This window comes from Streptomyces sp. NPDC048734 (assembly GCF_043198675.1).
GTDB lineage: Bacteria > Actinomycetota > Actinomycetes > Streptomycetales > Streptomycetaceae > Streptomyces.
Genome location: NZ_JBICUZ010000016.1, coordinates 1 through 26,416 on the forward strand (window position 1 = coordinate 1; position 26,416 = coordinate 26,416).

Genomic DNA, 26,416 nt, shown 5'->3' on the forward strand with positions numbered 1-26,416 from the left:
TGGTCAAGGAGTACAAGTCCGAGCTCATGCACCCCTACTACGCCGCCGAACGCGGCCTGGTCGACGACGTCATCGACCCCGCCGAGACCCGCGAGATCCTCGTCAGGTCCCTGGCGATGCTGCACACCAAGCACGCCGACCTTCCCTCACGCAAGCACGGCAACCCCCCGCAGTAACCCAGCGGACCTTCCGCACCACCCTTGCGGAAACCTCTCTCACGGAGACTGACATCCATGACCACGCCTGACATCCGCGTCGAGAAGGGCCACGCCGAGCCCGAGGAGGTCGCCGCCCTCACGGCGATCCTGCTGGCCCGTGCCGCCTCCCGTTCCTCCGAGCCCACCCAGGCCCACCACGGCCGCCGCAAGGCCGGCTGGCGCCGCCTCGAGCGCGAGGGCGGCTTCCGAGCCCCGCACAGCTGGCGCTGACCGCCCGCGAGCACGACGAAGGCCCCGACCGCCCCACGGGCGGTCGGGGCCTTCGCACGTCGGTGGTCCGCGCTTCGACGACGCAGGGGCCGAGCGGACCCCCCGAGGGCTTCCGGCCACTCCTGCCGGGAGCCGCGTCCTGCCCGGCCGCCGACCGGGATCCCACCGGGCCCGGTGAGCGGCGACCAGTGACCAGTGACCGGTGGCCGGTGACGTGAAAAGGCCCCTGCGGCCCTCCCCGGGGAGGGCCGCAGGGGCCTTTTCACGGAAGTCCTACCGCAGGCGCGCCATGAGCGCGTGCTCCACCAGCGTGATCAGCGCCGACTTGGCGTCCGCGCGGTGGCGGGCGTCGGTCGTGATGATCGGGGTGTCGGGGCCGATCTGGAGGGCCTCGCGCACCTCGTCCGGCTGGTACGGCTGGTTGCCGTCGAAGCCGTTGAGGGCGATCACGAAGGGGAGACCCGAGTTCTCGAAGTAGTCGACCGCGGGGAAGCAGTCGGCGAGTCGGCGGGTGTCCACCAGGACGATCGCGCCGATGGCGCCGCGCACCAGGTCGTCCCACATGAACCAGAAGCGGTCCTGGCCGGGCGTACCGAAGAGGTACAGGATCAGGTCCTGGTCCAGCGTGATGCGTCCGAAGTCCATGGCGACCGTCGTGGTCTTCTTGTCCCCGGTGTGGGTGAGGTCGTCGATGCCTGCCGAAGCAGACGTCATGACGGCCTCGGTACGCAGCGGGTTGATCTCCGAGACGGCCCCGACGAACGTGGTCTTGCCCACGCCGAAGCCACCCGCCACCACGATCTTCGCCGAGGTGGTGGAGCGGGAAGGACCGCCGCTAGAGCTTGCGAAGTCCACTGAGCACCCTTTCGAGCAGTGTCACGTCTGGCTGGCCGCCGGCGCTCTCGTCGCCGCCGGGCTGATGGATGGCGACCAGTCCCGCCTCCGCCAAGTCGGCGACGAGGATCCTGGCCACACCGAGAGGGATCGTCAGGAGGGCCGAGATCTCGGCCACCGACTTGATCTCCCGGCAGAGGTTGCAGATCCGCTGATGCTCGGGCAGCTGCCCCTGCATCTGGTGCGGAGCCGCGGTGGTGTGCACCAGTGCCTCGATGGCGAGCTGGTACCGCGGGCGAGTCCGGCCGCCGGTCATGGCGTACGGACGCACCAAAGGGTTGTGCGCCCCTCCGGCGGGTGCCGGCTCGGGGGCGCGTCGATGCGGCTGCACGGGCTGGATGTGCGGCTGGTGCGGCTGGTCGTACGGCGCCGGTCCGGGGCCCTGCGGACCCTGGGGCGCGTACGGCTGACGCTGGTTCGGAGCGGAGGGGAAGGCGTAACGGTTCGGGTTGTGCGAACCGTCGCCCTGGCCCTGGGCAGGGCCGTACGACCAGTTACCCGAATGGGAACCGTCTGGGGGTGTTGCCACTTTCTCTCCTCCTCCGACTGTGCCTGGCACCCATCACGTGGAAGCCGCGTCCCGAAACCCTACGGCCTCGGGACGCCAAAACGCACCGTCCGTCTGTTAGTTGAGAAGGCTCCCTTGGAGCTCCGCACGAAGGTCGGGCGTCAGGACCGTACCGGCCCTGTCCACCAGAAGTGCCATCTCGTATCCGATGAGGCCGATGTCCGCCTCGGGGTGGGCGAGGACCGCGAGCGACGAACCGTCGGAGATGGACATGAGGAACAGGAATCCCCGCTCCATCTCCACAACCGTCTGGTTCACGCTGCCTCCCTCGAAGATCCGGGAGGCGCCTGCCGTCAGCGACGTCAGACCGGAGGCGACGGCCGCGAGCTGGTCGGCACGGTCGCGGGGGAAGCCTTCGGACATCGCCAGAAGGAGTCCGTCGGCGGAGACCACCACGGTGTGGGACACCCCCGGGGTGTTGTCCACGAAGTTGGTGATCAACCAGTTCAGGTTCTGTGCCGCCTGGCTCATCGGGCTCACACTAACGCTCCTGGTTGTAGGTGCTGTCAGGACCACTGTGCTGGTTTCTGGCCTGACCGTTCGGTTCACTTCCTGCGTTGCGTCCGCGCTGGACGCCTCGACGCAGGTTGCTCAACCTGCCTCGGACGTCCTCCGGGGCGCGGGAGACCTGGGGGCCTCCCTGGGGGGTGCTCTCGGCGGTGCCCTCGACCAGATTGGCCTTGGGCACCCGTCGCGGCAGACCGGAGGAGGTGACTCCGCCCGCCTTCGGCTTCTTGAGCTGGGCGGCCTGCTGCCAGCGCTCGTCGTTCGCCGAACGCCAGTCGGCGGGGCCGTCCGCGACGGGGGCCGACGCCTCCTGGGCCGCGGACCGCGCACCGTTCGCACCGCTCGCCGCGGGGGACCCGCGGCGGGGCAGCCCGGCGTCGGTCAGCGCGTGGGCGGCGGCGGGGGCCGGTCCCGGACGGTCGAAGCCTACGCCGTCCTGCTCACCGGCGTCAGCGGCCTGCGCGGATTCCGCTTGCGGAGCGTACTGGTCCGGGTAGCCGTTCTGATAACTGTTCTGCTGCGGCCAGTCGTCCTGGTAGGGCTGCTCCTCGTACGGCTGGAAGCCCTCCGGTGCGGCCTGCCGTTCCGGCGCCCGCTCCTCCTGGGCGGCTTCCGTATACGCGGGGTCGGGGTAGCCGCCGGGCTGCCCGAAGGCACCGTCCTGCAACCCCGTGCCGCCCGCCGGGAACGTCTCGCCCTGCGGCGCACCGCCGTTGGACGTGCCGTACGGGTCCTCGTACGCCGTCTGCTGCCGCTCCTCGTACGCCGTCTGCTGGTCGTACGCCGGCGACTGGTCGGCATAGCCGGTCGTGCCGTTGTCGTAGCCGTTCTGCGCGGGTGCGTAGCCGTCGGGGGAGGCGTCGAACGCGGGCTGCTGCTGCGGCTGGTCGAAACCGTCGCCGTAGGCGGGCGTCGTGGCGGACCGCTGCCGGTCGGCTCCGTCCGGCGCCGGGGAGTCCAGGGCCGCCCGGCGTTCCTCGCGCATCAGGGAGCGGCCGACCGGGTCCAGGTCGCGCGGGTCGTCGGGGACATCCGTGTACTGGCTGTCGTCGAAGCCCAGCTCGGCCGCCGTGCGCAGCGGCTGGTGGTTGAAGTCCTCACCCTGGAACCGCTGCTCCGGGATGATCTGCGAGACGGTGAAGTCGTCGCGCTCGGGCTGCTCGCCACCGCCACCGTGGGTGATCGCGTCGGGCAGCATGACCAGCGAGGTGGTGCCGGCCTGCTCGCCCGAGGGGCGCAGCTGGACCCGGATGCCGTGCCGGTCGGACAGCCGGCCGACCACGAACAGGCCCATGCGCTGCGAGATCGCGGCGTCCACGGTCGGCGGGTTGGCCAGCTTGTGGTTGATGTCCGCGAAGTCCTCGGCGGTGAGGCCGATGCCCTTGTCGTGGATCTCGATCATCACGCGGCCGTCGGGGAGACGGGTCGCGGTGACCCGGACCTTGGTCTGCGGCGAGGAGAACGTGGTGGCGTTCTCGAGGAGCTCGGCCAGCAGGTGCACGAGGTCGGTCACGGCACGGCCGTGGATCTCGGCCTCCGGTACGCCCGACAGCTCGATGCGCTCGTACTGCTCCACCTCGGAGGAGGCGGCGCGCAGCACGTCGACCAGCGGGACCGGCTGGTCCCAGCGGCGGCCCGGCTCCTCGCCGGCGAGGACCAGGAGGTTCTCGCCGTTGCGGCGCATACGGGTCGCGAGGTGGTCCAGGCGGAAGAGGTTCTCCAGCTGGTCCGGGTCGGCCTCGTTGTTCTCCAGATCGGTGATCAGGGTGAGCTGGCCCTCGATCAGGGACTGGTTGCGGCGCGACAGGTTGGTGAAGATCGCGTTGATGTTGCCCCGCAGCAGAGCCTGCTCGGCGGCGAGCCGGACGGCCTCACGGTGGACCTGGTCGAAGGCGCGGGCGACCTCGCCGATCTCGTCCGTGGTGGTGATCGGGATCGGCGCGACCCGGGTGTCGACCCGGCCGGGATCGGTCCGCGAGAGCTGGTCGACCAGCATCGGCAGCCGCTGCTCGGCGATGCCGAAGGCGGCGTTGCGCAGCTGGCGCATGGAGCGGCTCATCTGGCGGGCCACCATGCCGGCCAGGATGAACGCGGCGAGCAGGGCGATCACGACGGCGGCGCCGGTGATGATCGCGGACTGCTTGGCGTCGTCGGCGATCTGGGCGGCCTCGCTCACCGCCTTGTCGGTCAGGTCCGTCTCGATCTGCAGGTACGCGTTGTACTTGAGGGTGTTGACCGCCCACCAGTTCTCCGCGGTGACACCGCCCGCGGCGATCGCCTGGCGGTCGCTCGCGTCCGTGGACGGCAGCGTCGCGATGGCCGAGATCATGTCGGTGGGGTCGGCCGGCGGAGCCACGTAGTCCGGATCCTCGGCCTCGGCCTCCTTGGCCATGGCCGCGCCGTCCGTCTTGATCTTCGCCCTCGCCTCGTCGAGCTTCTGCGCGTCGGCCTCGGTGCCACCGCCGGTGTACTCCTCGAGCGCGATGCGCTCGAGGTAGGCGTACGAGGAGAGGGCGACCTTCTGGCTGGCGAAGCTCGTCTTGCCGGGACCGGGCTTGACCAGCAGGTGCATGCCGATGGAGCGCTCCAGCGACAGCGCCGCCTTGGTGAGCGAGATGGCGTAGACCGTACGGCCGTAGCTGGTGATGTTTCCGGTGCCCAGGCCGAGCTCGTTCGCGAACTCCATCAAGGGGTGCGCGATCGTGGTGTAGCCCTCTTCGGTCATGACGCCGGTGAGCTTGGGGGAGACGTAGGCGCCGGCCCGCAGTGTCTGGAGAGCGGGCTCCTCGGCGCGGAACAGCTGCAGACGACGCTGGAGACCGGCCTTCTGCGGCATGTTCTGCGCGGCCTGGTCGAAGGCGTCGGCGGCCTGGTCCGTCTTCTTGCGGGCGTCGGTGACGACGTCCTTGTCCTTGTTCAGCAGCAGCGGTGCGGCGCTGACGTCGCGCTCGTTGTAGAGGGCGTCGGCGTAGAGCAGGGAGGCCCGCACCAGCTGCGCGGTCTTCTGCGCGTCCTCCGCCTGCTGCCAGGTGTCGATCGAGCTCTTCACCTGGAAGCCGCCCATGACGAGGCCGACCAGCACGGGTATGAGCAGGATCGCGTTCAGCCTGGTGGGCACCCGCCAGTTGCGCGGGGAGAGACGGCCGCCGCTCTTGGCGGGTGCGGCCGACGACTCCGAGCCGGGCACAGGGGCGGGCGCCGCTCCGCGCGGCGGCGGGGTGAAGTTGCCCCGGGCCGCCGGCTCGGGACTTTTCTTGCTTCGCCTCACTCGACCAACAACCTCTCGGCGGTCGGCACCTTCGTCGTGCCGCAGTGTCTCAGAGCCCGGTCAGCCATCGACCATGAGTACGTCATTGACTATTGGGCAGTTCAGGCATTCCAGCACGACGACCAGTGCAGTTCCAAACATGGAGAAGTGTCGGTTCGCTGTGATGTAAACCCCAGATAAAACGGTCAAAAAGAACGAGCCCCGCCAAATGGCGGGGCCTTCGTGCGCACAGCGACACCAAGTGACCGCGACGCGTGGCGGTATCACCCTATTCCTCTGCCGAAACGTTATGAACACCGGAGCCGGCCGTGTCCAAGTCCACAGCCGGCTCCGGAACGCCTACGACAACCGGCGTACGGCGCCGTACAGCGGGCCCTGCCTACCGCAGGCGGGCCATGAGCGCGTGCTCCACCAGCGTGATCAGCGCCGACTTGGCGTCCGAACGATGCCGGGCGTCGGTCGTGATGATCGGGGTGTCCGGCCCGATCTGCAGGGCCTCGCGTACCTCCTCCGGCTGGTACGGCTGCTGACCGTCGAAGCCGTTGAGGGCGACGACGAACGGCAGACCCGAGTTCTCGAAGTAGTCGACCGCCGGGAAGCAGTCGGCCAGCCGCCGGGTGTCCACCAGCACCACGGCGCCGATGGCGCCGCGCACGAGGTCGTCCCACATGAACCAGAAGCGGTCCTGACCCGGCGTACCGAACAGGTACAGGATCAGGTCCTGGTCGAGCGTGATACGTCCGAAGTCCATGGCCACCGTGGTGGTGGTCTTGTCCCCGGTGTGGGTGAGGTCGTCGATGCCCGCGCTCGCGGACGTCATCACGGCCTCCGTGCGCAGCGGGTTGATCTCGGAGACGGCGCCCACGAACGTGGTCTTGCCCACGCCGAAGCCACCCGCCACCACGATCTTCGCGGAGGTGGTGGCCCGCCCTCCGTCAGAGCTTGCGAAGTCCACTGAGCACCCTTTCGAGCAGCGTCACGTCAGGTGCGCCACCGTTGTTCTCGTCGCCGCCCGGCTGGTGGATGGCCACCAGTCCGGCTTCGGCGAGGTCCGCCACGAGGATCCGAGCCACACCCAGCGGCATGGCGAGGAGCGCCGAGACCTCTGCGACCGACTTCACCTCACGGCAGAGGTGGCAGATGCGCTGGTGCTCGGGGAGCAGCCCCATGAGCGCTGCCGGGTCGGCCGTCGTGCTGATCAGCGCCTCGATGGCGAGCTGGTAGCGCGGCCGGGTCCGGCCGCCGGTCATCGCGTACGGACGCACCAGCGGCTGGTCGCCCTCGTCCCCGTACGGCTCCGCGTACGGATCATGAGAGGCGGTGGGCGGGGTCATGGATCCTCCGGGCGGGACAGCAAGTCTCGGTCAGTCGTGCCGTCCGTCGAGGCCGGTGGGGGGATTGTGTCGGCCGGACGGTGATTTCGTGAGGCGGGTGGTACCTGGGCGGGTCAGTGGAGCAGACTGCCCTGTAGTTCGGCGCGCAGGTCGGGCGTCAGCACCGCGCCCGCGCGGTCGACCAGGAGCGCCATCTCGTAGCCGACGAGGCCGATGTCGCACTCGGGGTGCGCGAGCACGGCGAGGGACGAGCCGTCCGAGACGGACATGAGGAAGAGGAAACCCCGCTCCATCTCGACGACCGTCTGTGCCACGCTGCCGCCCTCGAAGATCCGGGAGGCACCCGCCGTCAGCGAGGTGAGACCCGACGCGACGGCCGCCAACTGGTCGGCACGGTCGCGGGGGAAGCCCTCGGACATGGCGAGCAGGAGCCCGTCGGCGGACACGACAACGGTGTGGGACACCCCGGGGGTGTTGTCCACGAAGTTGGTGATCAACCAGTTCAGATTCTGTGCCGCCTGGCTCATCTGGCTCAACTAACGCTCCTGCTGGTGAGTGGGGCTGGGGAAACTGCCGGTCTGCGGGCCGTTGCCGGCCTGTCGACCCTGTGCGATGCCCCGACGGAGATTGGTCAGCCGTCCGCGTACGTCGTCAGGCGCACGCGAGACCTGCGGACCGGCTTGGTGCTGTTGCTGCTGAGCCGTGCCCGGGACGAGGTTCGCCCTGGGCACCCGGCGCGGCAGGCCGGAAGTGGTGACGCCGCCCGCGGCGGGCTGCCGGACGCGCTCGGCCTGACGGACGAGTTCGTCGTTCGGCGAGGTGCGCCAGGAGGCGCCGGTCGCCGCGGGACGTTGGGGAGCAGCCGGAGCCTGCGGCTGCTGTTGCTGCGGCGTGGGGGCCGAGCCGTTGCCGTTTCCGCCTGCCTGCTGTCCGTGGAACCAGTTGGTCTCCAGTGTGTCGAACAGCGGGGTACGGCCGTCCCCGGGACCGGCCGGCGGCAGGGCCTCCGGCTCGCGCGGCGGAACGGGCTGCTGCTGCGGGTACCCGTAGCCGCTGCCGTTACCGCCGTCGGCGTTCTGGGGGCGGTCGAACTGGCCCGTGGACGAGGGGTCCTGGCGGCCGGGCAGCGCGTGCTGACCGGTGCCGGAACCGTCCTGGCCGGGGGCCGGGAACTGACCGGTGGCCGAACCGTCGTGGCCCGGGGCCGGGTACTGACCGGTGGAGCCGTTGTCGTAGGCCTGCGGAGCGGCGAACCGGCCCGGACCCGCCGGCGCGTTCTGCCCGCCCGGCGTGCCGAAGACGTCGTTGCGGACGAAGCCGTCCTGTCGTCCGCCCGCGCCCGGAGTCGGGAACTGGCCCGTGTCCTGGGCGCCGTTCAGGCCGGTGTACTGGCCCGTGTCCTGGTACTGACCGGTGTGCTGCGGGCCGCTCGTGCCGGGGCGCAAGAAGTCCGCGGGGCCGGCCGGACCCTGGTGCTCGTCGATGCGCGGGATCTCGGCGGTGGCGCCGGGACCCTGGCGGTCGTCGATGCGCGGCATCCGCGAGGTCTGCGCGACATCGGGCTCGTCGTGGCCGCGCGGGGCGTCCAGCGGAGTGCGCGCGACCGGCGGCTGGGCGTTCTCGTCGCCCCAGCTGGTGCCGCGGGGCTGCGGGTTGCCGCCCGGCAGCTCGGCGCGCGGACCGCCGCGCGGCGGCAGCTGCGGCTGACGGCCACGGCCGCCCTGCTCACCGCGGTTGTCGTTCTGGCGCGGCGCGGGCGGACGCCCGGCACCGAACAGGTCCTGGCCCTGGCCCGGCGTACCGGCACCGGCCGTCTGGAGACCCTGCGGCGCACCCGGGGCCTGGCCGCCGAAGCCGGCGCCGGCCGGAGCCGGGCGGCCCTGCGGGGGCGAGGCCGGACCCTGCGGCCCGCGCGGCGCGCCGGGACGGCCTCCGCCGTCACGGCCGGGCAGCGCGGCCCGGGGGCCCTGACCGGCGGCGAGCCGGCCACCCGTGCCCGAGCCGGCGCCGAGGGCACCACCGCCCGGCGCACCGGCGCCGAGGGCACCCCCCTGGCCGCTCTGACGACGGGCCGCGGCGACACCGGCGGCGGCCTGCGCGGCGGCGGGACCGCCGGACACGCTGCCCTGACCGGGCTTGGGCTGCGGCTTCTTGCCGCCCTGGGCGACGTCCACGGGCAGCATGACCAGCGCGGTCGTGCCACCGGAGTCGGACGGACGGAGCTGGATGCGGATGCCGTGCCGCTGGGACAGCCGGCCGACCACGAAGAGGCCCATGCGGCGGGAGACGGAGACGTCCACGGTGGGCGGCGACGCGAGCCGCTCGTTGATCGCGGCGAGGTCCTCGGGGGAGAGGCCGATACCGGTGTCGTGGATCTCGATCAGGACGCGGCCGTCGGGCAGCGCGTGACCGGTGACCTTGACCTTGGTCTGCGGGGAGGAGAACGAGGTCGCGTTCTCGAGCAGCTCGGCGAGGAGGTGCACGAGGTCGTTGACGACCCGGCCGGCCACTTCGGTGGTCGGCACGGAGGACAGCTCGATGCGCTCGTACTGCTCCACCTCGGAGGCGGCGGCACGCAGCACGTCGACCAGCGGGACCGGACGGGTCCAGCGGCGGCCGGGCTCCTCACCCGCGAGGACCAGGAGGTTCTCGCCGTTACGGCGCATGCGGGTCGCGAGGTGGTCGAGCTTGAACAGCGAGGACAGCTGGTCCGGGTCGGCCTCGCGCGACTCCAGTTCGGAGATGAGCGACAGCTGACGCTGGATGAGGCCCTGGGAGCGGCGCGAGAGGTTGGTGAACATCGCGTTGACGTTGCCCCGCAGAAGGGCCTGCTCGGCGGCGAGGCGGACGGCCTCGCGGTGCACGTCGTCGAAGGCCGCGGCCACCTGGCCGATCTCGTCCCGGGAGTGCACACCGACCGACTCCACGGACGTGTCGACGTCCTGCGGGTCGGACTCGGACAGCTGCTTGACCAGCTCGGGCAGCCGGTCCTGGGCGACCTTGGTGGCCGTCTCCTGGAGCCGGCGCAGCGAGCGGATCATGGACCGGGCGACGACGAACGCGCCGACCAGCGACACACCGAGCACCAGCAGGATCAGCGCACCGGAGATGATCGCCTCGCGCTCGGACTCGGCGCGCAGCTCACGGGCCTTCTGCTCCATGTCCTCGAGCAGCGTGGTCTCGATGTTGTTCATCTGCCGGATCTTGGTCGTGCTGGCGTCGAACCAGTCCTGGTACGACCGCTTGTCCAGTGACCGCAGACCGGTGGGGGAGCCGAGCGCACGCGTGGCGTACGTGTCGGCGTCCTCGATGGTCGGGCTGCCCTTTTCGACGGGCTGGAGCAGCTCCTCGGCGCCCTCGTCGCCGTAGATGCTGCGGAAGCTGGCGAGTTCGGAGTCCTCGTTCTCCAGGGCGGCCTCGGCGTACTGCCGGTCGTTCTCCGATATCTGGCCGTAGACCTCGTCGTTGACCGGCAGCGCGGCCGCGAGGACGGCGCGCTGGACGGAGGAGTACTCCTTGGCGGCGGAGAAGGCGGCCAGCGCGCGGGTGCGCTGGATCATGTCCGGGTTGCTGGTGGCCTGCGCCATGTCCTGCGAGAGGTCGAGCAGGTGGGTGATGAGGCGGTGGTAGGCCTCCACCGTCTGGGTGGAGTTCTTCTGCTCCGCGAAGGCCGTCTTGCGGACCTTCGCGAGGTTGCCGAGGTCGCTGAGGAGACCCACGAGGCTGTCGCGGACACCCTGGAGGTTGCCGTCCGTGCTGGAGGCGTCGATCTCCTCGGAGGCGTCCTTGAAGGCCTCCAGCGACTCGTCGGTCTTGTCGCGGGCGCCCTTGACCGTGAAGTCGGCCGCGGTCTTGCCGTGGGCGAGCGGACCGGCGGACTTGTCGCGCTCGTCCTGGAGCCGGATGGCCAGCTCGGTCGCCTGCTTGGTCATGTCCGTCAGCAGCTTCATGTTGTCGAGCTGCTGGATGTCGTCCATGGACTGGTTGATGCGGAGCGTGCCCAGCGTGGTGGCCGCGACCACGGGCAGCGTCAGCAGCGCGACCAGACGCGTGGAGATGCGCCAGTTGCGCAGGGCCACACGCGGCCCGGGGCCGGGGGTGCCGGCCGGCGGCTTGACCGTGGGAGCCGGGGTGCTCGGCGACGCGGACGCGCCGGGGCGCCCGGGGCGCTCACCGCCGTCACCGGACGGGGCCGGGCCCGGGTTCTGGGCGTGCTGGGGCGAGGAGCTGCCGGCCATCGGGCCGGCCCCGCCGTGCGGCTCCGGCTCGGCCGAAGCACTGCCATCCCTCTTGAAACGTCCCTGCACTAGCGTCGCAACCTCTGGACCAGGCGCCCCTCCGCGTGAACGGAAGGACGGTGTCGGCGTCTTGAGGGGCGCCCTGAATACGCCCCCCGATTGGTCGTGAGTACCGGCGCTGGCTCCCCCTCCCAGCCGCCGCTCGGCGCTGCTGTGCGCCCTGCGCGCCGGCTCGTTCCCGCGGCGGTCCGTGGAATTCCAGCACAGTGCAGGATCTCCAACAAGGCTTGTTGGCCGGGCTGTGACCTCCGTGACAGCGGGTGAGTGGTGGATCACCGGACGTAGAAAGTGATCCTGGGCAATTCGTGCGCAAAAGGGCGAACGGGCGGCCCATGGGGGGTGTCCCAGTCGCCATGATCAGGAGCGGAATGAGAGCTTCAGGGGGGCAATGTCCGTTTCGCAGCAGCCCCTCGGGAGCCTGGATTGACCGGTTTGAGCGCTGATTCGTGAGCAAACTCACATGCTGATCATGAGACCTCCACGCGTTCTCCGGGAATCACGTGTTTAGCCTGACGCTTTACAGGGATGGCAAATCCGACAAGACGCGCTCACGGAGGCTCCCCGGCCGCCCGGCGCCCCGACAGGACAGGGCTCAGGACAACAGTGAAGACGACGACGATGTTCCACAAGATCGCCAACCCGCGGCGCACGACGCTGGCGCACCTCGAGGACGCCGACGAACTGCAGCTCCCGGAGCAGCGGGAGCACTCCGTCGACCTTCCGGTCCAGACCGCGAACCCCAGGCGCACCGTCCTCGTCGAGGTCCCCGTGACCTCCTCCGCCGAGTAGATACGCGCAGCGGCCGCCGCATACTCAAGGCGGCGGCTCCGGATGTCAAGGGCGTCCCCGGCCGGGGACGCCCTTCCGCGTTAGCCTGGAGCGTCAGACTCCAGCCAGCTCATCAAGGGGCCAACCAACCCGTGCGCATCGCCAGGTTCTCCATCGACGGGAACGTCGCCTTCGGCGCGGTCGAGGGCGACCAGCCGGACGAGCTCGTCCTCGACATCATCAAGGGCATCCCGTTCACGGAACACGAGCTCTCCGGCACGAAGGTGCCGCTGAGCAAGGTCCGGCTCCTGCCGCCCGTCCTCCCCAGCAAGGTCGTGGCCTTCGGCCGCAACTACGCCGAGCACGCACGCGAGCTCGGCAACGAGGTGCCCGACGCCCCGTTCGCCTTCTTCAAGCCGTCCACCTCCGTGGTCGGACCCGGGGACGACATCCGGTACCCGGCCTTCTCCGAGGACCTCCACCACGAGGCCGAACTGGCCGTGGTCATCGGCCGGATGTGCCGCGAGGTCCCGCGGGAGCGCGTCAAGGACGTGATCTTCGGCTACACCTGCGCCAACGACATCACGGCGCGCGACGTCCAGAAGCGCGAGAAGCAGTGGGCCAGGGCCAAGGGCTTCGACTCAGCCTGTCCGCTCGGCCCCTGGGTGGAGACCGACCTCGACCCGAGCGACCTCACCATCCAGCTGACGGTCAACGGGCAGCAGCGGCAGCTCGGCCGCACCAGCGAGATGATCCACTCGATCGAGGATCTGATCGTCAACATCACCGAGGCCATGACGCTGCTCCCCGGCGACGTGATCCTCACGGGCACCCCGGCAGGGGTCGGCCCGCTCGCTGTCGGCGACGAGGTCTCCGTCAGCATCGAAGGCATCGGCACTCTCACCAACAAGGTTGTCAAGCGTGGCTAGCGCACCCGGCTCTCCCGTACGCGTCCGTTTCTGTCCGTCGCCCACCGGCAACCCCCACGTGGGCCTGGTCCGCACCGCCCTGTTCAACTGGGCGTTCGCCAAGCACCACCAGGGCACGCTGGTCTTCCGCATCGAGGACACCGACGCGGCCCGCGACTCCGAGGAGTCCTACGACCAGCTCCTGGACTCGCTGCGCTGGCTGGGCTTCGACTGGGACGAGGGTCCCGAGGTCGGCGGCCCGCACGCGCCGTACCGCCAGTCGCAGCGGACGGACCTGTACAAGGACGTCGCCGACAAGCTCCTCGCCGCCGGCCACGCCTACCGCTGCTACTGCTCCCAGGAGGAGCTGGACACCCGCCGCGAGGCCGCCCGCGCCGCCGGCAGGCCCTCCGGCTACGACGGCCACTGCCGCGAGCTGACCGCCGCGCAGGTCGAGGAGTACCGGGCCCAGGGCCGTACCCCGATCGTCCGCTTCCGGATGCCCGACGAGACGATCACCTTCACGGACCTGGTCCGCGGCGAGCTGACCTTCACCCCGGAGAACGTCCCGGACTACGGCATCGTCCGCGCCAACGGCGCCCCGCTCTACACGCTGGTCAACCCGGTCGACGACGCCCTCATGGAGATCACCCACGTCCTGCGCGGCGAGGACCTGCTCTCCTCCACCCCCCGCCAGGTCGCCCTGTACAAGGCGCTGATCGAACTGGGCATCGCCAAGGAGGTCCCCGCCTTCGGCCACCTGCCGTACGTGATGGGCGAGGGCAACAAGAAGCTCTCCAAGCGCGACCCGGAGTCGTCGCTCAACCTCTACCGGGAGCGCGGCTTCCTCCCCGAGGGCCTGCTCAACTACCTCTCGCTGCTCGGCTGGTCCCTCTCGGCCGACCAGGACATCTTCACGATGGACGAGATGGTCGCGGCCTTCGACATCGCGGACGTCAACCCCAACCCGGCGCGCTTCGACCTGAAGAAGTGCGAGGCGATCAACGCCGACCACATCCGGCTGCTGGACGTGAAGGACTTCACCGAGCGCTGCCGCCCGTGGCTGCGGGCCCCGTTCGCCCCCTGGGCGCCGGAGGACTTCGACGAGACGAAGTGGCAGCGGATCGCCCCGCACGCCCAGACCCGCCTCAAGGTCCTCTCCGAGATCACCGACAACGTCGACTTCCTCTTCCTCGCCGAGCCGGCCGTCGACGAGGCGAGCTGGACGAAGGCGATGAAGGAGGGCTCGGACGCCCTCCTCGCCACGGCCCGCGAGAAGCTGGACGCGGCCGACTGGACCAGCCCGGAGTCGCTCAAGGAGGCCGTCCTGGCCGCCGGCGAGACCCACGGCCTCAAGCTCGGCAAGGCCCAGGCCCCGGTCCGCGTCGCCGTCACCGGCCGCACCGTCGGCCTGCCCCTCTTCGAGTCCCTGGAAGTCCTGGGCAAGGAGCAGGCGCTGGCCCGCATCGACGCGGCGCTGGCCAGGCTCACCGCCTGAACCGTCCCGCCCCCGTGAGGTGCGGCACCCCGTCCGGGTGCCGCACCTTCCCCGTTCCGCCGGACGCGTATCCCGCCCGCGCGTTACCGTCGGTGTCATGGCGATCACAGCCGTCGTCCGGGACGTCGACGACACCCTTTTCGACGCTGCCTGCATCGGGGGATGACCCCCGAACCCCCAGCCGGTCCGGGTACCGTCGGTGTCATGGCGATCACAGCCGTCGTCTGGGACGTCGACGACACCCTTTTCGACTACACGACCGCAGACCGCGAGGGGATGCGTGGCCATCTCGCGGCGGAGGGCCTCCTCGACCGGTACGGCACCGCCGAGCAGGCCCTGGAGCGGTGGCGGGAGGTCACCCACCAGCAGTGGGCGCGCTTCTCCGTCGGCGGTCTCACCTTCGAGGAGCAGCGCCGCGACCGGGTCCGCGCCTTCCTGGAGCGGGAAATGGACGACGCCGAGGCCGACGCCTGGTTCCAGCGCTATCTCGTGCACTACGAGACCGCCTGGGCCCTCTTCCCGGACGTCCTGCCCGTCCTGGACGCCCTCGCCGCCAGCCACCGGCACGCGGTGCTCTCCAACTCCACCATCCACGTCCAGGACCGCAAGCTGCGGGTCCTCGGCGTCCACGACCGCTTCGAGTCCATCCTGTGCGCGGCCGAGCTGGGCGTCTCCAAGCCCGAGGCCGCGGCCTTCCTCGCCGCCTGCGAGGCCCTGGCCCTGCCCCCGCACGAGGTGGCGTACGTCGGCGATCATCCGGAGATCGACGGCCGGGGCGCGGCGGACGCCGGCCTGCTCTCGGTGTGGATCGACCGCAGTGGCGGCACGGCCACCGTCGAGCTCCCGTCGGGGCGCCACCGGATCGCCACCCTCGCCGAACTGCCCGCTCTCCTCGGCGCCGATACCCGTTTTGGAGCGCAGTCCACCTTCGGGTAATGTTCTTCCTGCGCCGCCGGGGAGCGGGCCGAAAGGCCGGGACCCGGGGGAGCGAACTAGAACAAGATCCCCTCCGGGGCTTGAGTTCCAGTGGCCTATGGTGTAATTGGCAGCACGACTGATTCTGGTTCAGTTAGTCTTGGTTCGAGTCCAGGTAGGCCAGCTCGCAGATGCTTTGAAATCCAGCACGGCATCTGCATCGCGGATCACATCCGCAAAGCCCCCGTTGTGTAGCGGCCTAGCACGCTGCCCTCTCAAGGCAGTAGCGCCGGTTCGAATCCGGTCGGGGGTACAGATCCTTCCCGCGGTAACAGTCCGGGTCGCACCCGTTGTCGCCGATGCAGGATCGCTAGGGCCCCCGTTGTGTAGCGGCCTAGCACGCCGCCCTCTCAAGGCGGTAGCGCCGGTTCGAATCCGGTCGGGGGTACTGACTGGTCTAAACCACTTTGGTCTATGGTGTAATTGGCAGCACGACTGATTCTGGTTCAGTTAGTCTTGGTTCGAGTCCAGGTAGACCAGCTCGGACCTGCGGAGACGCAGTGTCCACGCCCCCGTTGTGTAGCGGCCTAGCACGCCGCCCTCTCAAGGCGGTAGCGCCGGTTCGAATCCGGTCGGGGGTACGCATCAGGGAAGGCCCTCCACTTCGGTGGGGGGCCTTCGCCGTTTCTCGTTGCTGCCGCTGCCGCTGCCGCTGCCGCTGCCATGGCTCGGCAGGGCTCACTCGAAGCCGTACCGTCGGGCCGACTCCTCCTCCTGGGCCAGCCGGTGCAGTGCCTGGAGCATCGGCTCGACCAGGATCGCGCTCAGTACGGCCGCCTCGATCCGCTCCGCCTCCGACTCCCGCGTCTCCACGAAATCGAGGTCGAGGACGGCCGCGCGGTGCATCAACCGGGCGTAGGGGACGAGAAGTTCGGCGTCCCAGTCGTAGCCGAGCCGCCGCATCGCGGCCACCGCCACCACCAGTGAGCGGTAGGCGGGCGAGATGCTGGTGAGCAGTTCGGCGTTCCGCCAGTCCAGAGCCCGCAGGAGTTCGCCCGCCTCGCGGTGGGCGGCCTGGAGGCAGTCGTCGTGGACGTCCGGCTCGGGCACCTGGGGGAGGGCCCACAGGGCCGCGCCGAGGCGGACCGTGCGGCCCAGGGAGTCGTCGTCGACATGCCCGAGGACCTCGCGGACCGTCGCCACCGGCACCCCGCCCACCTGGATCATCGCCCGCACCAGCCGCAGCCGGCGCAGGTGCTCCTCGTCGTACTCGGCGGTCGTCGCGTTGACCTGACGGCCGGGCCGCAGCAGGCCCTCGCGCAGGTAGTACTTGATCGTCGCGGTGGACACCCCGCTGCGTTCGCTCAGCTCGGCCAGTCGCATCCCTTGCGGCCCTCCTTGGTTAGCGGCACTATCCAACCAGGGCTGCTTGGAGAGCGCCGCTAGCCAACGAGGGGGAGCGCATGCCCGTGAAGCCCGCCACCGCCAGCCGTACCACCGCCGACGCCCGCGGTGACGTCGTCGTCCTGCTCATCGGGATGCGCGTCAACCACTTCCGGGCCGTGCACCAGTGGATCCCGGTCATGCCGGCGATGTTCCGGATGCTGGCCGAACTGAAGAAGGACCCGACCCGCGGACTGCTCTCCCGCGTGCTGCTGACGGCCTCGCCGCGGACGTACTACGTCGTCCAGTACTGGGAGTCGGCGGAGAAGCTGTACGCCTACGCGAGCGCGCCCGACGCCTTCCACCACCAGGTGTGGGCCCGGGTCAACCGCATGGAGCGGGGCGGGAAGGTGCGGGGACACGTGGGGATCTGGCACGAGGCGTACGTCGTGCCGGAGGGGCGGTACGAGGCGGTCTACGGCGACATGCCGCCGTTCGGGCTCGCGGCGGCGCACGGTCAGGTGCCCTTGGCGGAGCGGGGGCGGACCGGGAAGGGCCGGCCCGCCTGGCGCGCTCCGGCGTCTTAGGGGTCGGGGGATGTAGGGGGTTGAGGGGGGCGGGGGTTCGAGAGGCGCAGGGGTCCCGGGAACCGGGCGTGCCGCGGCGTTGAGGCCCGCTCGGTTTTGCCTTCCTGCTTCCCCGCTTCCCCGGTCTCCCGCGTCAGCCGGTGCGGCGCAACGCCTCCGACAGACGGCCCGCCGCGTCGATGACCGCCTGGGCGTGCATCCGGCCCGGGTGGCGGGACAGGCGCTCGATGGGGCCGGACACCGAGACGGCGGCCACCACACGGTTGGACGGTCCGCGCACCGGCGCCGAGACGGACGCGACGCCCGGCTCCCGCTCGCCGATCGACTGGGCCCAGCCCCGGCGCCGCACGCCCGACAGGGCCGTCGCCGTGAAGCGGGCGCCCTGGAGGCCGCGGTGGAGGCGCTCGGGCTCCTCCCAGGCCATCAGGATCTGTGCCGAGGAGCCGGCCTTCATCGTGAGCGTCGAGCCGACCGGGACCGTGTCCCGCAGGCCGGACAGGCGCTCCGCCGCGGCGACGCAGATGCGCATGTCGCCCTGACGGCGATAGAGCTGAGCGCTCTCGCCCGTGATGTCACGGAGGTGGGTGAGCACCGGGCCGGCGGTCGCCAGAAGACGGTCCTCGCCCGCGGCCGCGGCCAGTTCGGCCAGGCGCGGACCGAGGATGAAACGGCCCTGCATGTCCCGCGCCACCATACGGTGGTGTTCCAGAGCCACGGCCAGACGGTGGGCCGTGGGTCGTGCGAGTCCGGTGGCAGCGACCAGGCCCGCGAGGGTGGCCGGACCGGACTCCAGAGCGCTCAGGACAAGGGCTGCCTTGTCCAGAACGCCGACGCCGCTACTGTTGTCCATGAAACGATATTCCCGTCTCACTCTGTGAAACGCAAGTTCAATTTTCCGTGAGACGCGCAACCCTTGGACACACAGCGGCCCGAGGACCAACGGGCCGGGCGGCGGCTGTCCGGGAAGCAGGGGCGGCCGGTGAGCCGAAGGGGCGCGTCGTCGCCTCCACAAGATCTCTAGTTGGGCCGGCGCAACCTGCCGGTCGGAGGGAAAGCGATGGGTAGGACACTCGCGGAGAAGGTCTGGGACGACCACGTCGTCCGGCGCGCCGAGGGCGAGCCCGACCTCCTCTTCATCGATCTGCACCTGCTGCACGAGGTGACCAGCCCGCAGGCCTTCGACGGCCTCCGCAAGGGCGGTCGGCGGGTACGCCGCCTCGACCTCACCATCGCCACCGAGGACCACAACACCCCGACCCTCGACATCGACAAGCCGATCGCGGACCCGGTCTCGCGCGTCCAGCTCGAGACGCTGCGCAAGAACTGCGCCGAGTTCGGTGTCCGGCTGCACCCGCTCGGCGACGTCGAGCAGGGCGTCGTGCACGTCGTCGGCCCGCAGCTCGGACTGACCCAGCCCGGCATGACCGTCGTCTGCGGCGACTCGCACACCTCCACCCACGGCGCCTTCGGCGGCCTGGCCTTCGGCATCGGCACCTCGCAGGTCGAGCACGTGCTGGCCACCCAGACGCTGCCGATGGCCCGCCCGAAGACCATGGCGATCACCGTCGAGGGCGAACTGCCCGACGGCGTCACCGCCAAGGACCTGATCCTGGCGATCATCGCGAGGATCGGCACCGGCGGCGGCCAGGGCTACGTCCTGGAGTACCGCGGCTCCGCCATCGAGAAGCTCTCGATGGAGGCCCGGATGACCATCTGCAACATGTCGATCGAGGCCGGCGCCCGCGCGGGCATGATCGCCCCCGACGAGACCACCTTCGCGTACCTCAAGGGCCGCCCGCACGCCCCCGAGGGCGAGGACTGGGACGCCGCCGTCGCGTACTGGAAGACGCTGAGGACGGACGAGGACGCCGAGTTCGACGCCGAGGTCGTCATCAAGGCCGACGAACTGTCGCCGTTCGTCACCTGGGGCACCAACCCCGGCCAGGGTGCTCCGCTTTCGGCCGTCGTCCCCGACCCGGCTTCGTACGAAGACGCTTCGGAGCGCCTCGCCGCCGAAAAGGCCCTGGAGTACATGGGGTTGGAGGCCGGTCAGCCGCTGCGCTCCATCAAGGTGGACACCGTCTTCGTAGGTTCCTGCACCAACGGGCGGATCGAGGACCTGCGCGCCGCCGCCGAGATCGTCCGCAGCCGCAAAGTCGCCGACGGCGTACGGATGCTGGTCGTCCCCGGCTCCGCGCGGGTCGGTCTGCAGGCCGTCTCCGAGGGCCTGGACGTCGTCTTCAAGGAGGCCGGCGCCGAATGGCGGCACGCGGGCTGCTCGATGTGTCTGGGCATGAACCCCGACCAGCTGGCCCCGGGTGAGCGCTCCGCGTCCACCTCCAACCGCAACTTCGAGGGCAGGCAGGGCAAGGGCGGACGCACGCACCTGGTGTCGCCCCAGGTCGCGGCCGCCACGGCCGTCCTGGGCCACCTGGCCTCCCCGGCCGACCTGTCCGACGCCGAGACCCGTACGCCCGCTGGAGTCTGATCAGTCATGGAAGCATTCACCACGCACACCGGCCGGGCCGTCCCGCTGCGCCGCTCCAACGTCGACACCGACCAGATCATCCCTGCTCACTGGCTCAAGAAGGTCACGCGGGACGGGTTCGAGGACGGGCTGTTCGAGGCCTGGCGCAAGGACGGGTCCTTCATCCTCAACCAGCCCGAGCGCAAGGGCGCGACCGTCCTGGTCGCCGGCCCCGACTTCGGCACCGGCTCCTCCCGCGAGCACGCCGTCTGGGCGCTCCAGAACTACGGCTTCAAGACCGTGATCTCCTCCCGCTTCGCCGACATCTTCCGCGGCAACTCGCTGAAGAACGGCCTGCTCACGGTCCTCCTGGAGCAGAAGATCGTGGACGCGCTGTGGGAGCTGACCGAACAGGACCCCACGGCCGAGATCACGGTCGACCTCGAGCGGCGCGAGGTGCGCGCCGAAGGCATCACCGCTGCCTTCGAGCTCGACGAGAACGCCCGCTGGCGACTGCTGAACGGGCTGGACGACATCTCGATCACGCTCCAGAACGAGGCCGACATCGCCGCCTACGAGGCCAAGCGGCCCTCGTACAAGCCGAGGACGCTCCAGGCCTGACCGCCGGCCGGGACGACCGGCCCTGGTCGAATTCCGGCCACCGCGAACCCCCTCCGTACCCCCGATCGGCCCGATCGGGGGTACGGCCGTGTCTGCGTCCGTTCTGGCCCGCGGGACTGTGCCGCCGTCGGCAACTTCCCACGTTAGAGCGGTGGTTGCCGGGGTAGGCGGCCCCTGAGGACGTGACCTGCCGAGGTGCCGGGCGCGCCGCGCCGGGCGCCAGTTGCCCCCTGGGCGGGCGACAACTCGCCCCAGATGGCACAATCTGTGCATGGAACACGACGGCCAACTCGAGCTCTATACGGCGGTCGCGAACCAGCTCAAGGAAGCGCACACAAGAGTGCGCGCACTGCAAGTCCCGGAGGGCGTACGGATGGCGCTGACCCGGAAGCTGCTGGTCATTACGGCCGCGGCCAAGCACGATCTCGCCGACGCGACAAGGCGGCTGGAGCGGTTCATGGCGGACCTCGACGCGGGACGCGTCCCGGAAGAGGAGCGTTGATCGCTTCCGGAGCGGCCGAGTTCGTTGCGGCACAAGGGTGATTAGCCCGTTTCGTGTTTGATTTGCGGTATATATCTGCCTAACGTGCGAAAACGCTTGAACACTTTCGTTCTGGCAATGTCTCCGAAGGGGAAGACGTGAACAAGGCGCAGCTCGTAGAAGCGATTGCCGACAAGCTCGGCGGTCGCCAGCAGGCCGCCGACGCGGTCGACGCGGTCCTGGACGCCATCGTCCGCGCGACCGTCGCGGGGGACAGGGTCTCGGTCACCGGCTTCGGTTCGTTCGAGAAGGTCGACCGTCCCGCCCGCTACGCCCGCAACCCCCAGACGGGCGAGCGGGTTCGGGTCAAGAAGACGTCCGTGCCGCGCTTCCGCGCCGGTCAGGGCTTCAAGGACCTGGTGAGCGGTTCGAAGAAGCTCCCGCGCGGTGGCGAGGTCGCCGTCAAGAAGGCCCCCAAGGGCAGCCTGACCGGCGGTGCCACCGCCACGGTGAAGAAGGCCGCCGCGAAGAAGGCCGCCCCGGGAAAGAGGGCCACGGCCGCCGCCAAGAAGGCCGCGCCGGCGAAGACGACGGCCGCCGCGAAGAAGACCACGGGCGCCGCGAAGAAGACGACCGCCAAGAAGTCGACCGCCAAGACGGCGACGGCGGCCGCCAAGAAGACCACGGCGAAGACGGCCGCGGCCCAGAAGACCGCCGCCAAGAAGGCCCCGGCGAAGAAGGTGACGGCCAAGAAGGCCCCCGCCAAGAAGTCGAGCGCCCGCAAGACCACCGCCAAGAAGACCACCGCTCGCTGAGGCGCGAGCGTTCACGGCACTCACGCGCCGGGCCGGACTCCTCTCGGAGTCCGGCCCGCGGCGTTTTCCACCGGGTTTCCCGACGTCCTGCCAGGTCAGAAGGTCTGGAGGGTGACCAGGGTGATGCGCCGGGAGTCGCCGTCGCCCTCGGTCTCGATCCGCACGCGCTGCCCGGGGCGCAGCAGCCTCAGCCCGCCCGCGTCGAACGCCGGCGCGTCGAAGGGCACCGGGGTGCCGTCGTCCAACAGCACCTGGCCGCTGCGGGTGCCGGGGTCGTACGTGTACGCGGTGGCCTGCATGACCGGCAGCCTACTGCCCCGGAATCAGCAGGCGCGCGACCGCGGCGGCTGTTCGGGGACCCACCCCCAGCGCCAGCGCCGTCCGCAGATCCTCGCCGGTGTCCACGTCCTGGCGCACGGAATCCACCGCCGTCGCCCGGAGTTCCACGGCGCCCGACGCACGGTGACGGGCGCGCGAATCGGTGCCGAAAGCGGGAAGCAATTCACGGCCGGCGGCCACCGCGAGAAGGGTCGTACCGATTGCTGCCGCATCGGGGAGAAAAGCGCGGGGGAATTCCGCGGCGGCGTCCAGGACACGGGCCAATTCCGCCGGACGCAGCGCCGGCAGATCGGCATTGAGAGCGGCCACCGCGCTGTCGGGCCGCCAGGCGCGCACGGCGGCCGCCGCATGCGCCAGCGCGGCGTTCAGACCCGCGCGGGGTTCGTCGGCGACGACGCGCGCGCCGAGCGCCGCGAGTTCGCGACCGGCCAGCACGTCGTCCGTGACCACCGCCACATCACGCACCGCGGCACAGGCCAGCGCGGCCGCCACGGTGTCCACGGCGAAGGCCAGGGCCAGGCCCGGACGCAGCGCGTCGCCGGCGGTGTCCGCGAGTCTGCTCTTGGCCAGCGCCAAGGGCTTCAGGGGGATGACCAAGCTCCACTGCACCGGCGTACCGTCCCTCTCTCGTCGCGGACATTGTCCCCCGGCCCATCCGGCGCCCCCTCGATCGGGGCGTACGGTGTTCTCGACAGACCGGCGGCACGGGGCGACACTTGTCCGGCCCCGCCCGGAAGAAGTCAGGGAAGTCAGGGAAGTCCTAGAGGAAGGTGTCCGCGTGCCCCGCCGCAGAATCGGCTTCTGGTACCGCTTCGCAGCGGTGCTCTGCAAACCACCACTGGTGATTCTGGTCAAGCGGGACTGGCGCGGAATGGAGCACATGCCGGCCGAGGGCGGGTTCATCACCGCGGTGAACCACAATTCGCACGTCGATCCCTTCGCCTACGCGCACTACCAGTACAACACCGGGCGCGTGCCGCGATTCCTGGCGAAGAGCGGGCTGTTCGGGAAGGGGTTCGTCGGTGCGGCGATGCGCGGCACCGGACAGATCCCCGTCTACCGCGAGTCCACCGACGCGCTCAGCGCCTTCCGGGCCGCGATCGACGCCGTGGAGCGCGGCGAGTGCGTCGCCTTCTACCCCGAGGGCACCCTCACCCGCGACCCCGACGGCTGGCCGATGACCGCCAAGACCGGGGCCGCGCGCGTCGCCCTGCAGACCAGATGCCCGGTGATCCCGGTCGCGCAATGGGGCGTCAACGAACTGCTGCCGCCCTACGCCAGGAAGCCCGACCTCCTGCCGCGCAAGACCCACCACGTCCTGGCGGGCCCGCCAGTGGACCTCAGCCGGTTCTACGACCGGGAGATGACTCCCGAACTGCTGAAGGAGGCCACGGAGGCCATCATGGCCGACGTCACCCGCCTGCTGGAGGAGATCCGCGGCGAGAAGGCGCCCGACAGGCCCTACGACCCGCGCCGGGAGCGGATCGAGCAGCGGCTCCGCACCCAGGCGCAGACCAGCCACGGCAGGTCCCAGGCGCGGACCGGCCACAAAGGGGAGAACAGCACGTGAGCAAGCCCGTCAAGGCCGCAGTCTTCGGCACCGGTTCCTGGGGTACGGCCTTCGGCACGGTCCTCGCCGACGCGGGCTGCGAGGTGACGCTGTGGGCGCGCCGCGCCTCGCTCGCCGACACGGTCAACTCCACGCGCGCCAACCCGGACTACCTCCCCGGCATCGAGCTCCCGGCGAACCTCCGCGCCACCGCCGACCCCGCCGAGGCCGCCCGCGACGCCGACTTCACCGTCCTCGCGATCCCCTCGCAGACCCTGCGCGCCAACCTCGCCGCCTGGCGCCCGCTGCTCGCCCCGGACACCGTCCTCGTCTCGCTGATGAAGGGCGTCGAACTCGGTACGACCATGCGGATGAGCGAGGTGATCGAGGACGTCGCCGAGGTGGGCCGGGACCGGATCGCCGTGGTCACCGGACCCAACCTCGCCAAGGAGATCGCCTCCCGCAGACCGGCCGCCGCCGTGGTCGCCTGCACCGACGAGAGCGTCGCCCGGCGACTCCAGACGGCCTGCCACACGCCGTACTTCCGCCCGTACACCAACACCGACGTCGTCGGCTGTGAACTCGGCGGCGCCGTGAAGAACGTCATCGGTCTGGCCGTCGGCATCGCGGACGGCATGGGGCTCGGCGACAACGCCAAGGGCTCCCTCATCACCCGCGGACTCGCCGAGACCACCAGGCTGGGCCTGGCGATGGGCGCCGACCCGCTGACCTTCTCCGGACTCGCGGGCCTCGGCGACCTGGTGGCGACCTGCTCCTCGCCGCTCTCGCGCAACCACACCTTCGGCACCAACCTCGGCAGGGGCATGACCCTCCAGGAGACCATCGCGGTCACCAAGCAGACCGCCGAGGGCGTCAAGTCCTGCGAGTCCGTGCTGGATCTGGCCCGCCGGCACGGCGTCGACATGCCCATCACGGAAACCGTCGTCGGGATCGTCCACGAGGGCAAGCCGCCGATGGTCGCCCTCAAGGAGCTGATGTCGCGCAGCGCGAAGCCGGAACGACGCTGAGCGACCCCCTGAGCCGACGCTGTATCCGCGCCCTACCACCGGGTACTCTCATGCCGATATGAGCACCGAGAACCTTCCCCAGAGCCCTGAGCAGCCGTCTCGTAAGCCGCGTGTGGCCGTCGTGTTCGGCGGACGCAGCTCCGAGCACGGGATCTCCACGGTCACCGCCGGCGCCGTCCTCAAGGCCATCGACCGGAGCAAGTACGAGGTCCTGCCGATCGGCATCACCCGGGAAGGCCGTTGGGTGCTCACCGCCGACGAGCCGGAGCGGATGGCGATCGCCGAGCGCCGTACCCCCGGTGTCGAGGAACTGGCCGACTCGCAGGAGGGCGCCGTGGTGCTCTCCGTCGACCCCGCCAACCGTGAGGTCGTCTACAGCGAACCCGGATCGGTGCCCAAGGCCCTCGGCGACGTCGACGTCGTCTTCCCGGTCCTGCACGGCCCCTACGGCGAGGACGGCACCCTGCAGGGACTGCTGGAGCTGTCCGGTGTGCCGTACGTGGGGTCGGGCGTGCTCGCCTCGGCCGTCGGCCAGGACAAGGAGTACATGAAGCGGGTGTTCACCTCCTTCGGACTCAAGGTCGGCCCGTACGTGGTGATCCGGCCGCGCGAGTGGGAGCGGTCCGCCCGGCACGGGGACGGAGGTGCCGCCGTCCGCAAGAAGATCGTCGACTTCGCCGGTGAGCACGGCTGGCCGCTGTTCGTGAAGCCCGCGCGCGCGGGCTCGTCGATCGGCATCACCAAGGTCGACGACCTGTCAGGGCTGGACGATGCCATCGCCGAGGCCCGGCGCCACGACCCGAAGATCCTCGTCGAGGCGGCGCTGCGCGGTCGTGAGATCGAGTGCGGCGTCCTGGAGTTCGAGGACGGGCCGCGTGCCTCCGTGCCGGCCGAGATCCCGCCGCCGGACGCGCACGCGTACTACGACTTCGAGGCCAAGTACATCGACTCGACCCCCGGGCTGGTGCCGGCCCCGCTGACGCCGGAGGAGACCGCCGAGGTCCAGCGGCTCGCGGTGGACGCCTTCGAGGCCGCCTCCTGCGAGGGGCTGGTCCGGGCGGACTTCTTCCTCACCGAGGACGGCGAGTTCGTCATCAACGAGATCAACACGATGCCGGGCTTCACGCCCATCTCGATGTACCCCGCGATGTGGCAGGCGAGCGGCGTCTCCTACCCGGAGCTGATCGACCGCCTCGTCCGGGCCGCGCTCGGCCGCAGCACGGGACTGAGGTAGGCGCGGGGCGGGGGCCGGCCGCAGACCCCGTCGGCGTCAGGCGATTCCTTCGGGGATCGCCTTCTTCACGGCCGGGGCCAGGTCGACGAGCGGCGCCAGGCCGTCCGCCGTGCGCTCCTCGGGGATCGTGACCTCCACATACGCCGTGCGCAGCGCGGTGGTGAAGCGGAACGACCCGTCGTCCCGCTTCTGCAGGAGCCAGCCCACACCGTTCACCTCGACCCCGTCGGCCTCGGTGTTGCTCATCTCCGCGGGTCGCTCGACCCCGCAGCGCAGTATGATCGCCGGGTTCCCCCAGCCCGCGGTCAACGCGGACGCGGGCGAGGGATCCCGGCGGTGCTGGTCGTCCACCGAGGACGGCAGCGTTCTGTCCAGGTTCCGGCACAGCTCGGTGACGGTCGCCGAGGGGCTGGGAACCACCGCCGACACGTCACCGTCTGCTGAGGAGCAGCCCACCGCGACCAGCAGGAGGGCGAGCGGGGGCAGGACGGCCGGCCGGGGACGGAAAAGGTTCACCGGCCAAGGG

Annotated in this window: 27 protein-coding genes and 5 tRNA genes; 19 read left to right on the forward strand and 13 right to left on the reverse strand. The window is 70.5% G+C overall.

Annotated elements, in window-relative coordinates:
• Together ACGFQC_RS30430 and ACGFQC_RS30435 are read left to right on the forward strand one after the other, a co-directional pair.
• Nucleotides 1-176, forward strand: a 176-nt coding sequence (locus ACGFQC_RS30430; protein WP_363092147.1) for a carboxyl transferase domain-containing protein, incomplete at its 5' end; no start/stop codon positions are given.
• A 57-nt stretch (nt 177-233) separates the two neighbouring features.
• Complete coding sequence (locus ACGFQC_RS30435; RefSeq protein ID WP_363092070.1) at nt 234-428, forward strand: acyl-CoA carboxylase subunit epsilon; 195 nt, start codon at nt 234-236, stop codon at nt 426-428.
• 273 nt (nt 429-701) lie between these two features.
• Here the strand turns inward: ACGFQC_RS30435 and ACGFQC_RS30440 are convergent, their stop codons facing one another.
• From ACGFQC_RS30440 to ACGFQC_RS30475, 8 genes are all read right to left on the reverse strand, one after another.
• Entirely contained in the window at nt 702-1,283 is a 582-nt protein-coding gene (locus tag ACGFQC_RS30440) for an ATP/GTP-binding protein (RefSeq protein ID WP_363092071.1), read from the reverse strand.
• Entirely contained in the window at nt 1,264-1,851 is a 588-nt protein-coding gene (locus ACGFQC_RS30445; protein ID WP_363092072.1) for a DUF742 domain-containing protein, read from the reverse strand. Before ACGFQC_RS30445 ends, ACGFQC_RS30440 begins: the two co-directional genes overlap by 20 nt.
• A 96-nt stretch (nt 1,852-1,947) precedes the next feature.
• Nucleotides 1,948-2,361: a roadblock/LC7 domain-containing protein gene (locus ACGFQC_RS30450; RefSeq protein WP_030948713.1), complete on the reverse strand. Its 414-nt coding sequence runs from the start codon at nt 2,359-2,361 to the stop codon at nt 1,948-1,950.
• Between the two features lie 10 nt (nt 2,362-2,371).
• Complete coding sequence (locus tag ACGFQC_RS30455) at nt 2,372-5,665, reverse strand: nitrate- and nitrite sensing domain-containing protein (RefSeq protein WP_363092073.1); 3,294 nt, start codon at nt 5,663-5,665, stop codon at nt 2,372-2,374.
• 379 nt (nt 5,666-6,044) lie between these two features.
• A complete protein-coding gene (locus tag ACGFQC_RS30460) occupies nt 6,045-6,620 on the reverse strand; it encodes an ATP/GTP-binding protein (RefSeq protein ID WP_030793795.1) in 576 nt (191 codons plus the stop codon).
• Nucleotides 6,601-6,999 carry a DUF742 domain-containing protein gene (locus ACGFQC_RS30465; protein WP_019058642.1) on the reverse strand — a complete coding sequence of 133 codons (399 nt, stop codon included), beginning with the start codon at nt 6,997-6,999 and terminating at the stop codon, nt 6,601-6,603. The genes ACGFQC_RS30460 and ACGFQC_RS30465 overlap by 20 nt, the downstream gene beginning before the upstream one ends.
• A 113-nt stretch (nt 7,000-7,112) precedes the next feature.
• Nucleotides 7,113-7,526 (reverse strand): roadblock/LC7 domain-containing protein, encoded by a 414-nt coding sequence (locus ACGFQC_RS30470; protein ID WP_003993189.1) that lies wholly within the window; start codon nt 7,524-7,526, stop codon nt 7,113-7,115.
• Nucleotides 7,527-7,535: 9 nt separating this feature from the next.
• Complete coding sequence (locus ACGFQC_RS30475; RefSeq protein ID WP_363092074.1) at nt 7,536-11,306, reverse strand: nitrate- and nitrite sensing domain-containing protein; 3,771 nt, start codon at nt 11,304-11,306, stop codon at nt 7,536-7,538.
• 594 nt (nt 11,307-11,900) lie between these two features.
• On the opposite strand from ACGFQC_RS30475, the gene ACGFQC_RS30480 reads away from it, so the two are divergent.
• The 9 genes from ACGFQC_RS30480 (at nt 11,901) to ACGFQC_RS30520 (ending at nt 16,027) form a co-directional block, all read left to right on the forward strand.
• Nucleotides 11,901-12,086, forward strand: coding sequence for a hypothetical protein (locus tag ACGFQC_RS30480; RefSeq protein WP_363092075.1), 186 nt, complete (start codon nt 11,901-11,903; stop codon nt 12,084-12,086).
• A 131-nt stretch (nt 12,087-12,217) separates the two neighbouring features.
• Nucleotides 12,218-12,994, forward strand: a complete 777-nt coding sequence (locus tag ACGFQC_RS30485) for a fumarylacetoacetate hydrolase family protein (RefSeq protein ID WP_363092076.1) — start codon at nt 12,218-12,220, stop codon at nt 12,992-12,994.
• Nucleotides 12,987-14,471, forward strand: coding sequence for a glutamate--tRNA ligase (gltX, locus tag ACGFQC_RS30490; protein ID WP_363092077.1), 1,485 nt, complete (start codon nt 12,987-12,989; stop codon nt 14,469-14,471). The genes ACGFQC_RS30485 and gltX overlap by 8 nt, the downstream gene beginning before the upstream one ends.
• Before the next feature lie 204 nt (nt 14,472-14,675).
• Nucleotides 14,676-15,407, forward strand: a complete 732-nt coding sequence (locus tag ACGFQC_RS30495; protein ID WP_363092079.1) for an HAD family hydrolase — start codon at nt 14,676-14,678, stop codon at nt 15,405-15,407.
• A gap of 91 nt (nt 15,408-15,498) precedes the next feature.
• A tRNA-Gln gene (locus ACGFQC_RS30500) sits at nt 15,499-15,570 on the forward strand.
• A 56-nt stretch (nt 15,571-15,626) separates the two neighbouring features.
• A tRNA-Glu gene (locus tag ACGFQC_RS30505) sits at nt 15,627-15,699 on the forward strand.
• A gap of 62 nt (nt 15,700-15,761) precedes the next feature.
• Nucleotides 15,762-15,834, forward strand: a tRNA-Glu gene (locus tag ACGFQC_RS30510).
• A 20-nt stretch (nt 15,835-15,854) separates the two neighbouring features.
• A tRNA-Gln gene (locus ACGFQC_RS30515) sits at nt 15,855-15,926 on the forward strand.
• 28 nt (nt 15,927-15,954) lie between these two features.
• Nucleotides 15,955-16,027 (forward strand) — tRNA-Glu (locus tag ACGFQC_RS30520).
• A gap of 97 nt (nt 16,028-16,124) precedes the next feature.
• On the opposite strand, the gene ACGFQC_RS30525 is transcribed toward ACGFQC_RS30520, so the two are convergent.
• The gene (locus ACGFQC_RS30525; protein WP_363092080.1) at nt 16,125-16,769 is read right to left on the reverse strand and encodes a MerR family transcriptional regulator; all 645 of its coding nucleotides are present in this window, start codon (nt 16,767-16,769) and stop codon (nt 16,125-16,127) included.
• 80 nt (nt 16,770-16,849) lie between these two features.
• Between ACGFQC_RS30525 and ACGFQC_RS30530 the strand changes: the two genes are divergently transcribed.
• Entirely contained in the window at nt 16,850-17,356 is a 507-nt protein-coding gene (locus ACGFQC_RS30530; RefSeq protein WP_363092081.1) for a DUF4188 domain-containing protein, read from the forward strand.
• A gap of 133 nt (nt 17,357-17,489) precedes the next feature.
• On the opposite strand, the gene ndgR is transcribed toward ACGFQC_RS30530, so the two are convergent.
• Nucleotides 17,490-18,206 (reverse strand): IclR family transcriptional regulator NdgR, encoded by a 717-nt coding sequence (ndgR, locus tag ACGFQC_RS30535; protein WP_081219617.1) that lies wholly within the window; start codon nt 18,204-18,206, stop codon nt 17,490-17,492.
• A 207-nt stretch (nt 18,207-18,413) separates the two neighbouring features.
• On the opposite strand from ndgR, the gene leuC reads away from it, so the two are divergent.
• From leuC to ACGFQC_RS30555, 4 genes are all read left to right on the forward strand, one after another.
• Nucleotides 18,414-19,844 (forward strand): 3-isopropylmalate dehydratase large subunit, encoded by a 1,431-nt coding sequence (leuC, locus tag ACGFQC_RS30540; protein ID WP_363092082.1) that lies wholly within the window; start codon nt 18,414-18,416, stop codon nt 19,842-19,844.
• Between the two features lie 6 nt (nt 19,845-19,850).
• Nucleotides 19,851-20,444, forward strand: a complete 594-nt coding sequence (gene leuD / locus ACGFQC_RS30545) for a 3-isopropylmalate dehydratase small subunit (RefSeq protein ID WP_363092083.1) — start codon at nt 19,851-19,853, stop codon at nt 20,442-20,444.
• A gap of 271 nt (nt 20,445-20,715) precedes the next feature.
• Complete coding sequence (locus tag ACGFQC_RS30550; protein WP_363092084.1) at nt 20,716-20,946, forward strand: hypothetical protein; 231 nt, start codon at nt 20,716-20,718, stop codon at nt 20,944-20,946.
• 137 nt (nt 20,947-21,083) lie between these two features.
• Nucleotides 21,084-21,740, forward strand: a complete 657-nt coding sequence (locus ACGFQC_RS30555; RefSeq protein WP_363092085.1) for an HU family DNA-binding protein — start codon at nt 21,084-21,086, stop codon at nt 21,738-21,740.
• A gap of 95 nt (nt 21,741-21,835) precedes the next feature.
• On the opposite strand, the gene ACGFQC_RS30560 is transcribed toward ACGFQC_RS30555, so the two are convergent.
• Together ACGFQC_RS30560 and cofC are read right to left on the reverse strand one after the other, a co-directional pair.
• Nucleotides 21,836-22,039, reverse strand: coding sequence for a hypothetical protein (locus tag ACGFQC_RS30560; RefSeq protein ID WP_363092086.1), 204 nt, complete (start codon nt 22,037-22,039; stop codon nt 21,836-21,838).
• A gap of 10 nt (nt 22,040-22,049) precedes the next feature.
• Nucleotides 22,050-22,688: a 2-phospho-L-lactate guanylyltransferase gene (cofC, locus tag ACGFQC_RS30565; RefSeq protein WP_363092087.1), complete on the reverse strand. Its 639-nt coding sequence runs from the start codon at nt 22,686-22,688 to the stop codon at nt 22,050-22,052.
• 169 nt (nt 22,689-22,857) lie between these two features.
• Here cofC and ACGFQC_RS30570 point away from each other — a divergent pair, with 169 nt between their 5' ends.
• Genes ACGFQC_RS30570 through ACGFQC_RS30580 form a run of 3 tightly spaced genes read left to right on the forward strand, consistent with a single transcriptional unit; the run spans nt 22,858 to nt 25,890 of the window.
• A complete protein-coding gene (locus ACGFQC_RS30570) occupies nt 22,858-23,649 on the forward strand; it encodes a lysophospholipid acyltransferase family protein (RefSeq protein WP_363092088.1) in 792 nt (263 codons plus the stop codon).
• Nucleotides 23,646-24,656, forward strand: a complete 1,011-nt coding sequence (locus ACGFQC_RS30575; RefSeq protein ID WP_363092089.1) for an NAD(P)H-dependent glycerol-3-phosphate dehydrogenase — start codon at nt 23,646-23,648, stop codon at nt 24,654-24,656. The genes ACGFQC_RS30570 and ACGFQC_RS30575 overlap by 4 nt, the downstream gene beginning before the upstream one ends.
• 58 nt (nt 24,657-24,714) lie before the next feature.
• The gene (locus ACGFQC_RS30580; protein WP_363092090.1) at nt 24,715-25,890 is read left to right on the forward strand and encodes a D-alanine--D-alanine ligase family protein; all 1,176 of its coding nucleotides are present in this window, start codon (nt 24,715-24,717) and stop codon (nt 25,888-25,890) included.
• A gap of 36 nt (nt 25,891-25,926) precedes the next feature.
• Here ACGFQC_RS30580 and ACGFQC_RS30585 read toward each other — a convergent pair whose 3' ends face one another.
• Nucleotides 25,927-26,406: a DUF3515 domain-containing protein gene (locus tag ACGFQC_RS30585; RefSeq protein ID WP_363092091.1), complete on the reverse strand. Its 480-nt coding sequence runs from the start codon at nt 26,404-26,406 to the stop codon at nt 25,927-25,929.
• Nucleotides 26,407-26,416 lie beyond the last annotated feature (10 nt).

Bases quoted from the DNA above. Each gene is read 5' to 3' on its own strand.
- ACGFQC_RS30550 (WP_363092084.1), top strand. From the start codon at position 20,716: ATGGAACACGACGGCCAACTCGAGCTCTATACGGCGGTCGCGAACCAG.
- ACGFQC_RS30495 (WP_363092079.1), top strand. From the start codon at position 14,676: ATGGCGATCACAGCCGTCGTCTGGGACGTCGACGACACCCTTTTCGAC.
- ACGFQC_RS30580 (WP_363092090.1), top strand. From the start codon at position 24,715: ATGAGCACCGAGAACCTTCCCCAGAGCCCTGAGCAGCCGTCTCGTAAG.
- ACGFQC_RS30560 (WP_363092086.1), bottom strand. From the start codon at position 22,039: ATGCAGGCCACCGCGTACACGTACGACCCCGGCACCCGCAGCGGCCAG.
- ACGFQC_RS30530 (WP_363092081.1), top strand. From the start codon at position 16,850: ATGCCCGTGAAGCCCGCCACCGCCAGCCGTACCACCGCCGACGCCCGC.
- leuC (WP_363092082.1), top strand. From the start codon at position 18,414: ATGGGTAGGACACTCGCGGAGAAGGTCTGGGACGACCACGTCGTCCGG.
- ACGFQC_RS30470 (WP_003993189.1), bottom strand. From the start codon at position 7,526: ATGAGCCAGGCGGCACAGAATCTGAACTGGTTGATCACCAACTTCGTG.
- ndgR (WP_081219617.1), bottom strand. From the start codon at position 18,206: ATGGACAACAGTAGCGGCGTCGGCGTTCTGGACAAGGCAGCCCTTGTC.
- leuD (WP_363092083.1), top strand. From the start codon at position 19,851: ATGGAAGCATTCACCACGCACACCGGCCGGGCCGTCCCGCTGCGCCGC.
- ACGFQC_RS30435 (WP_363092070.1), top strand. From the start codon at position 234: ATGACCACGCCTGACATCCGCGTCGAGAAGGGCCACGCCGAGCCCGAG.
- ACGFQC_RS30525 (WP_363092080.1), bottom strand. From the start codon at position 16,769: ATGCGACTGGCCGAGCTGAGCGAACGCAGCGGGGTGTCCACCGCGACG.
- ACGFQC_RS30465 (WP_019058642.1), bottom strand. From the start codon at position 6,999: ATGACCCCGCCCACCGCCTCTCATGATCCGTACGCGGAGCCGTACGGG.
- ACGFQC_RS30450 (WP_030948713.1), bottom strand. From the start codon at position 2,361: ATGAGCCAGGCGGCACAGAACCTGAACTGGTTGATCACCAACTTCGTG.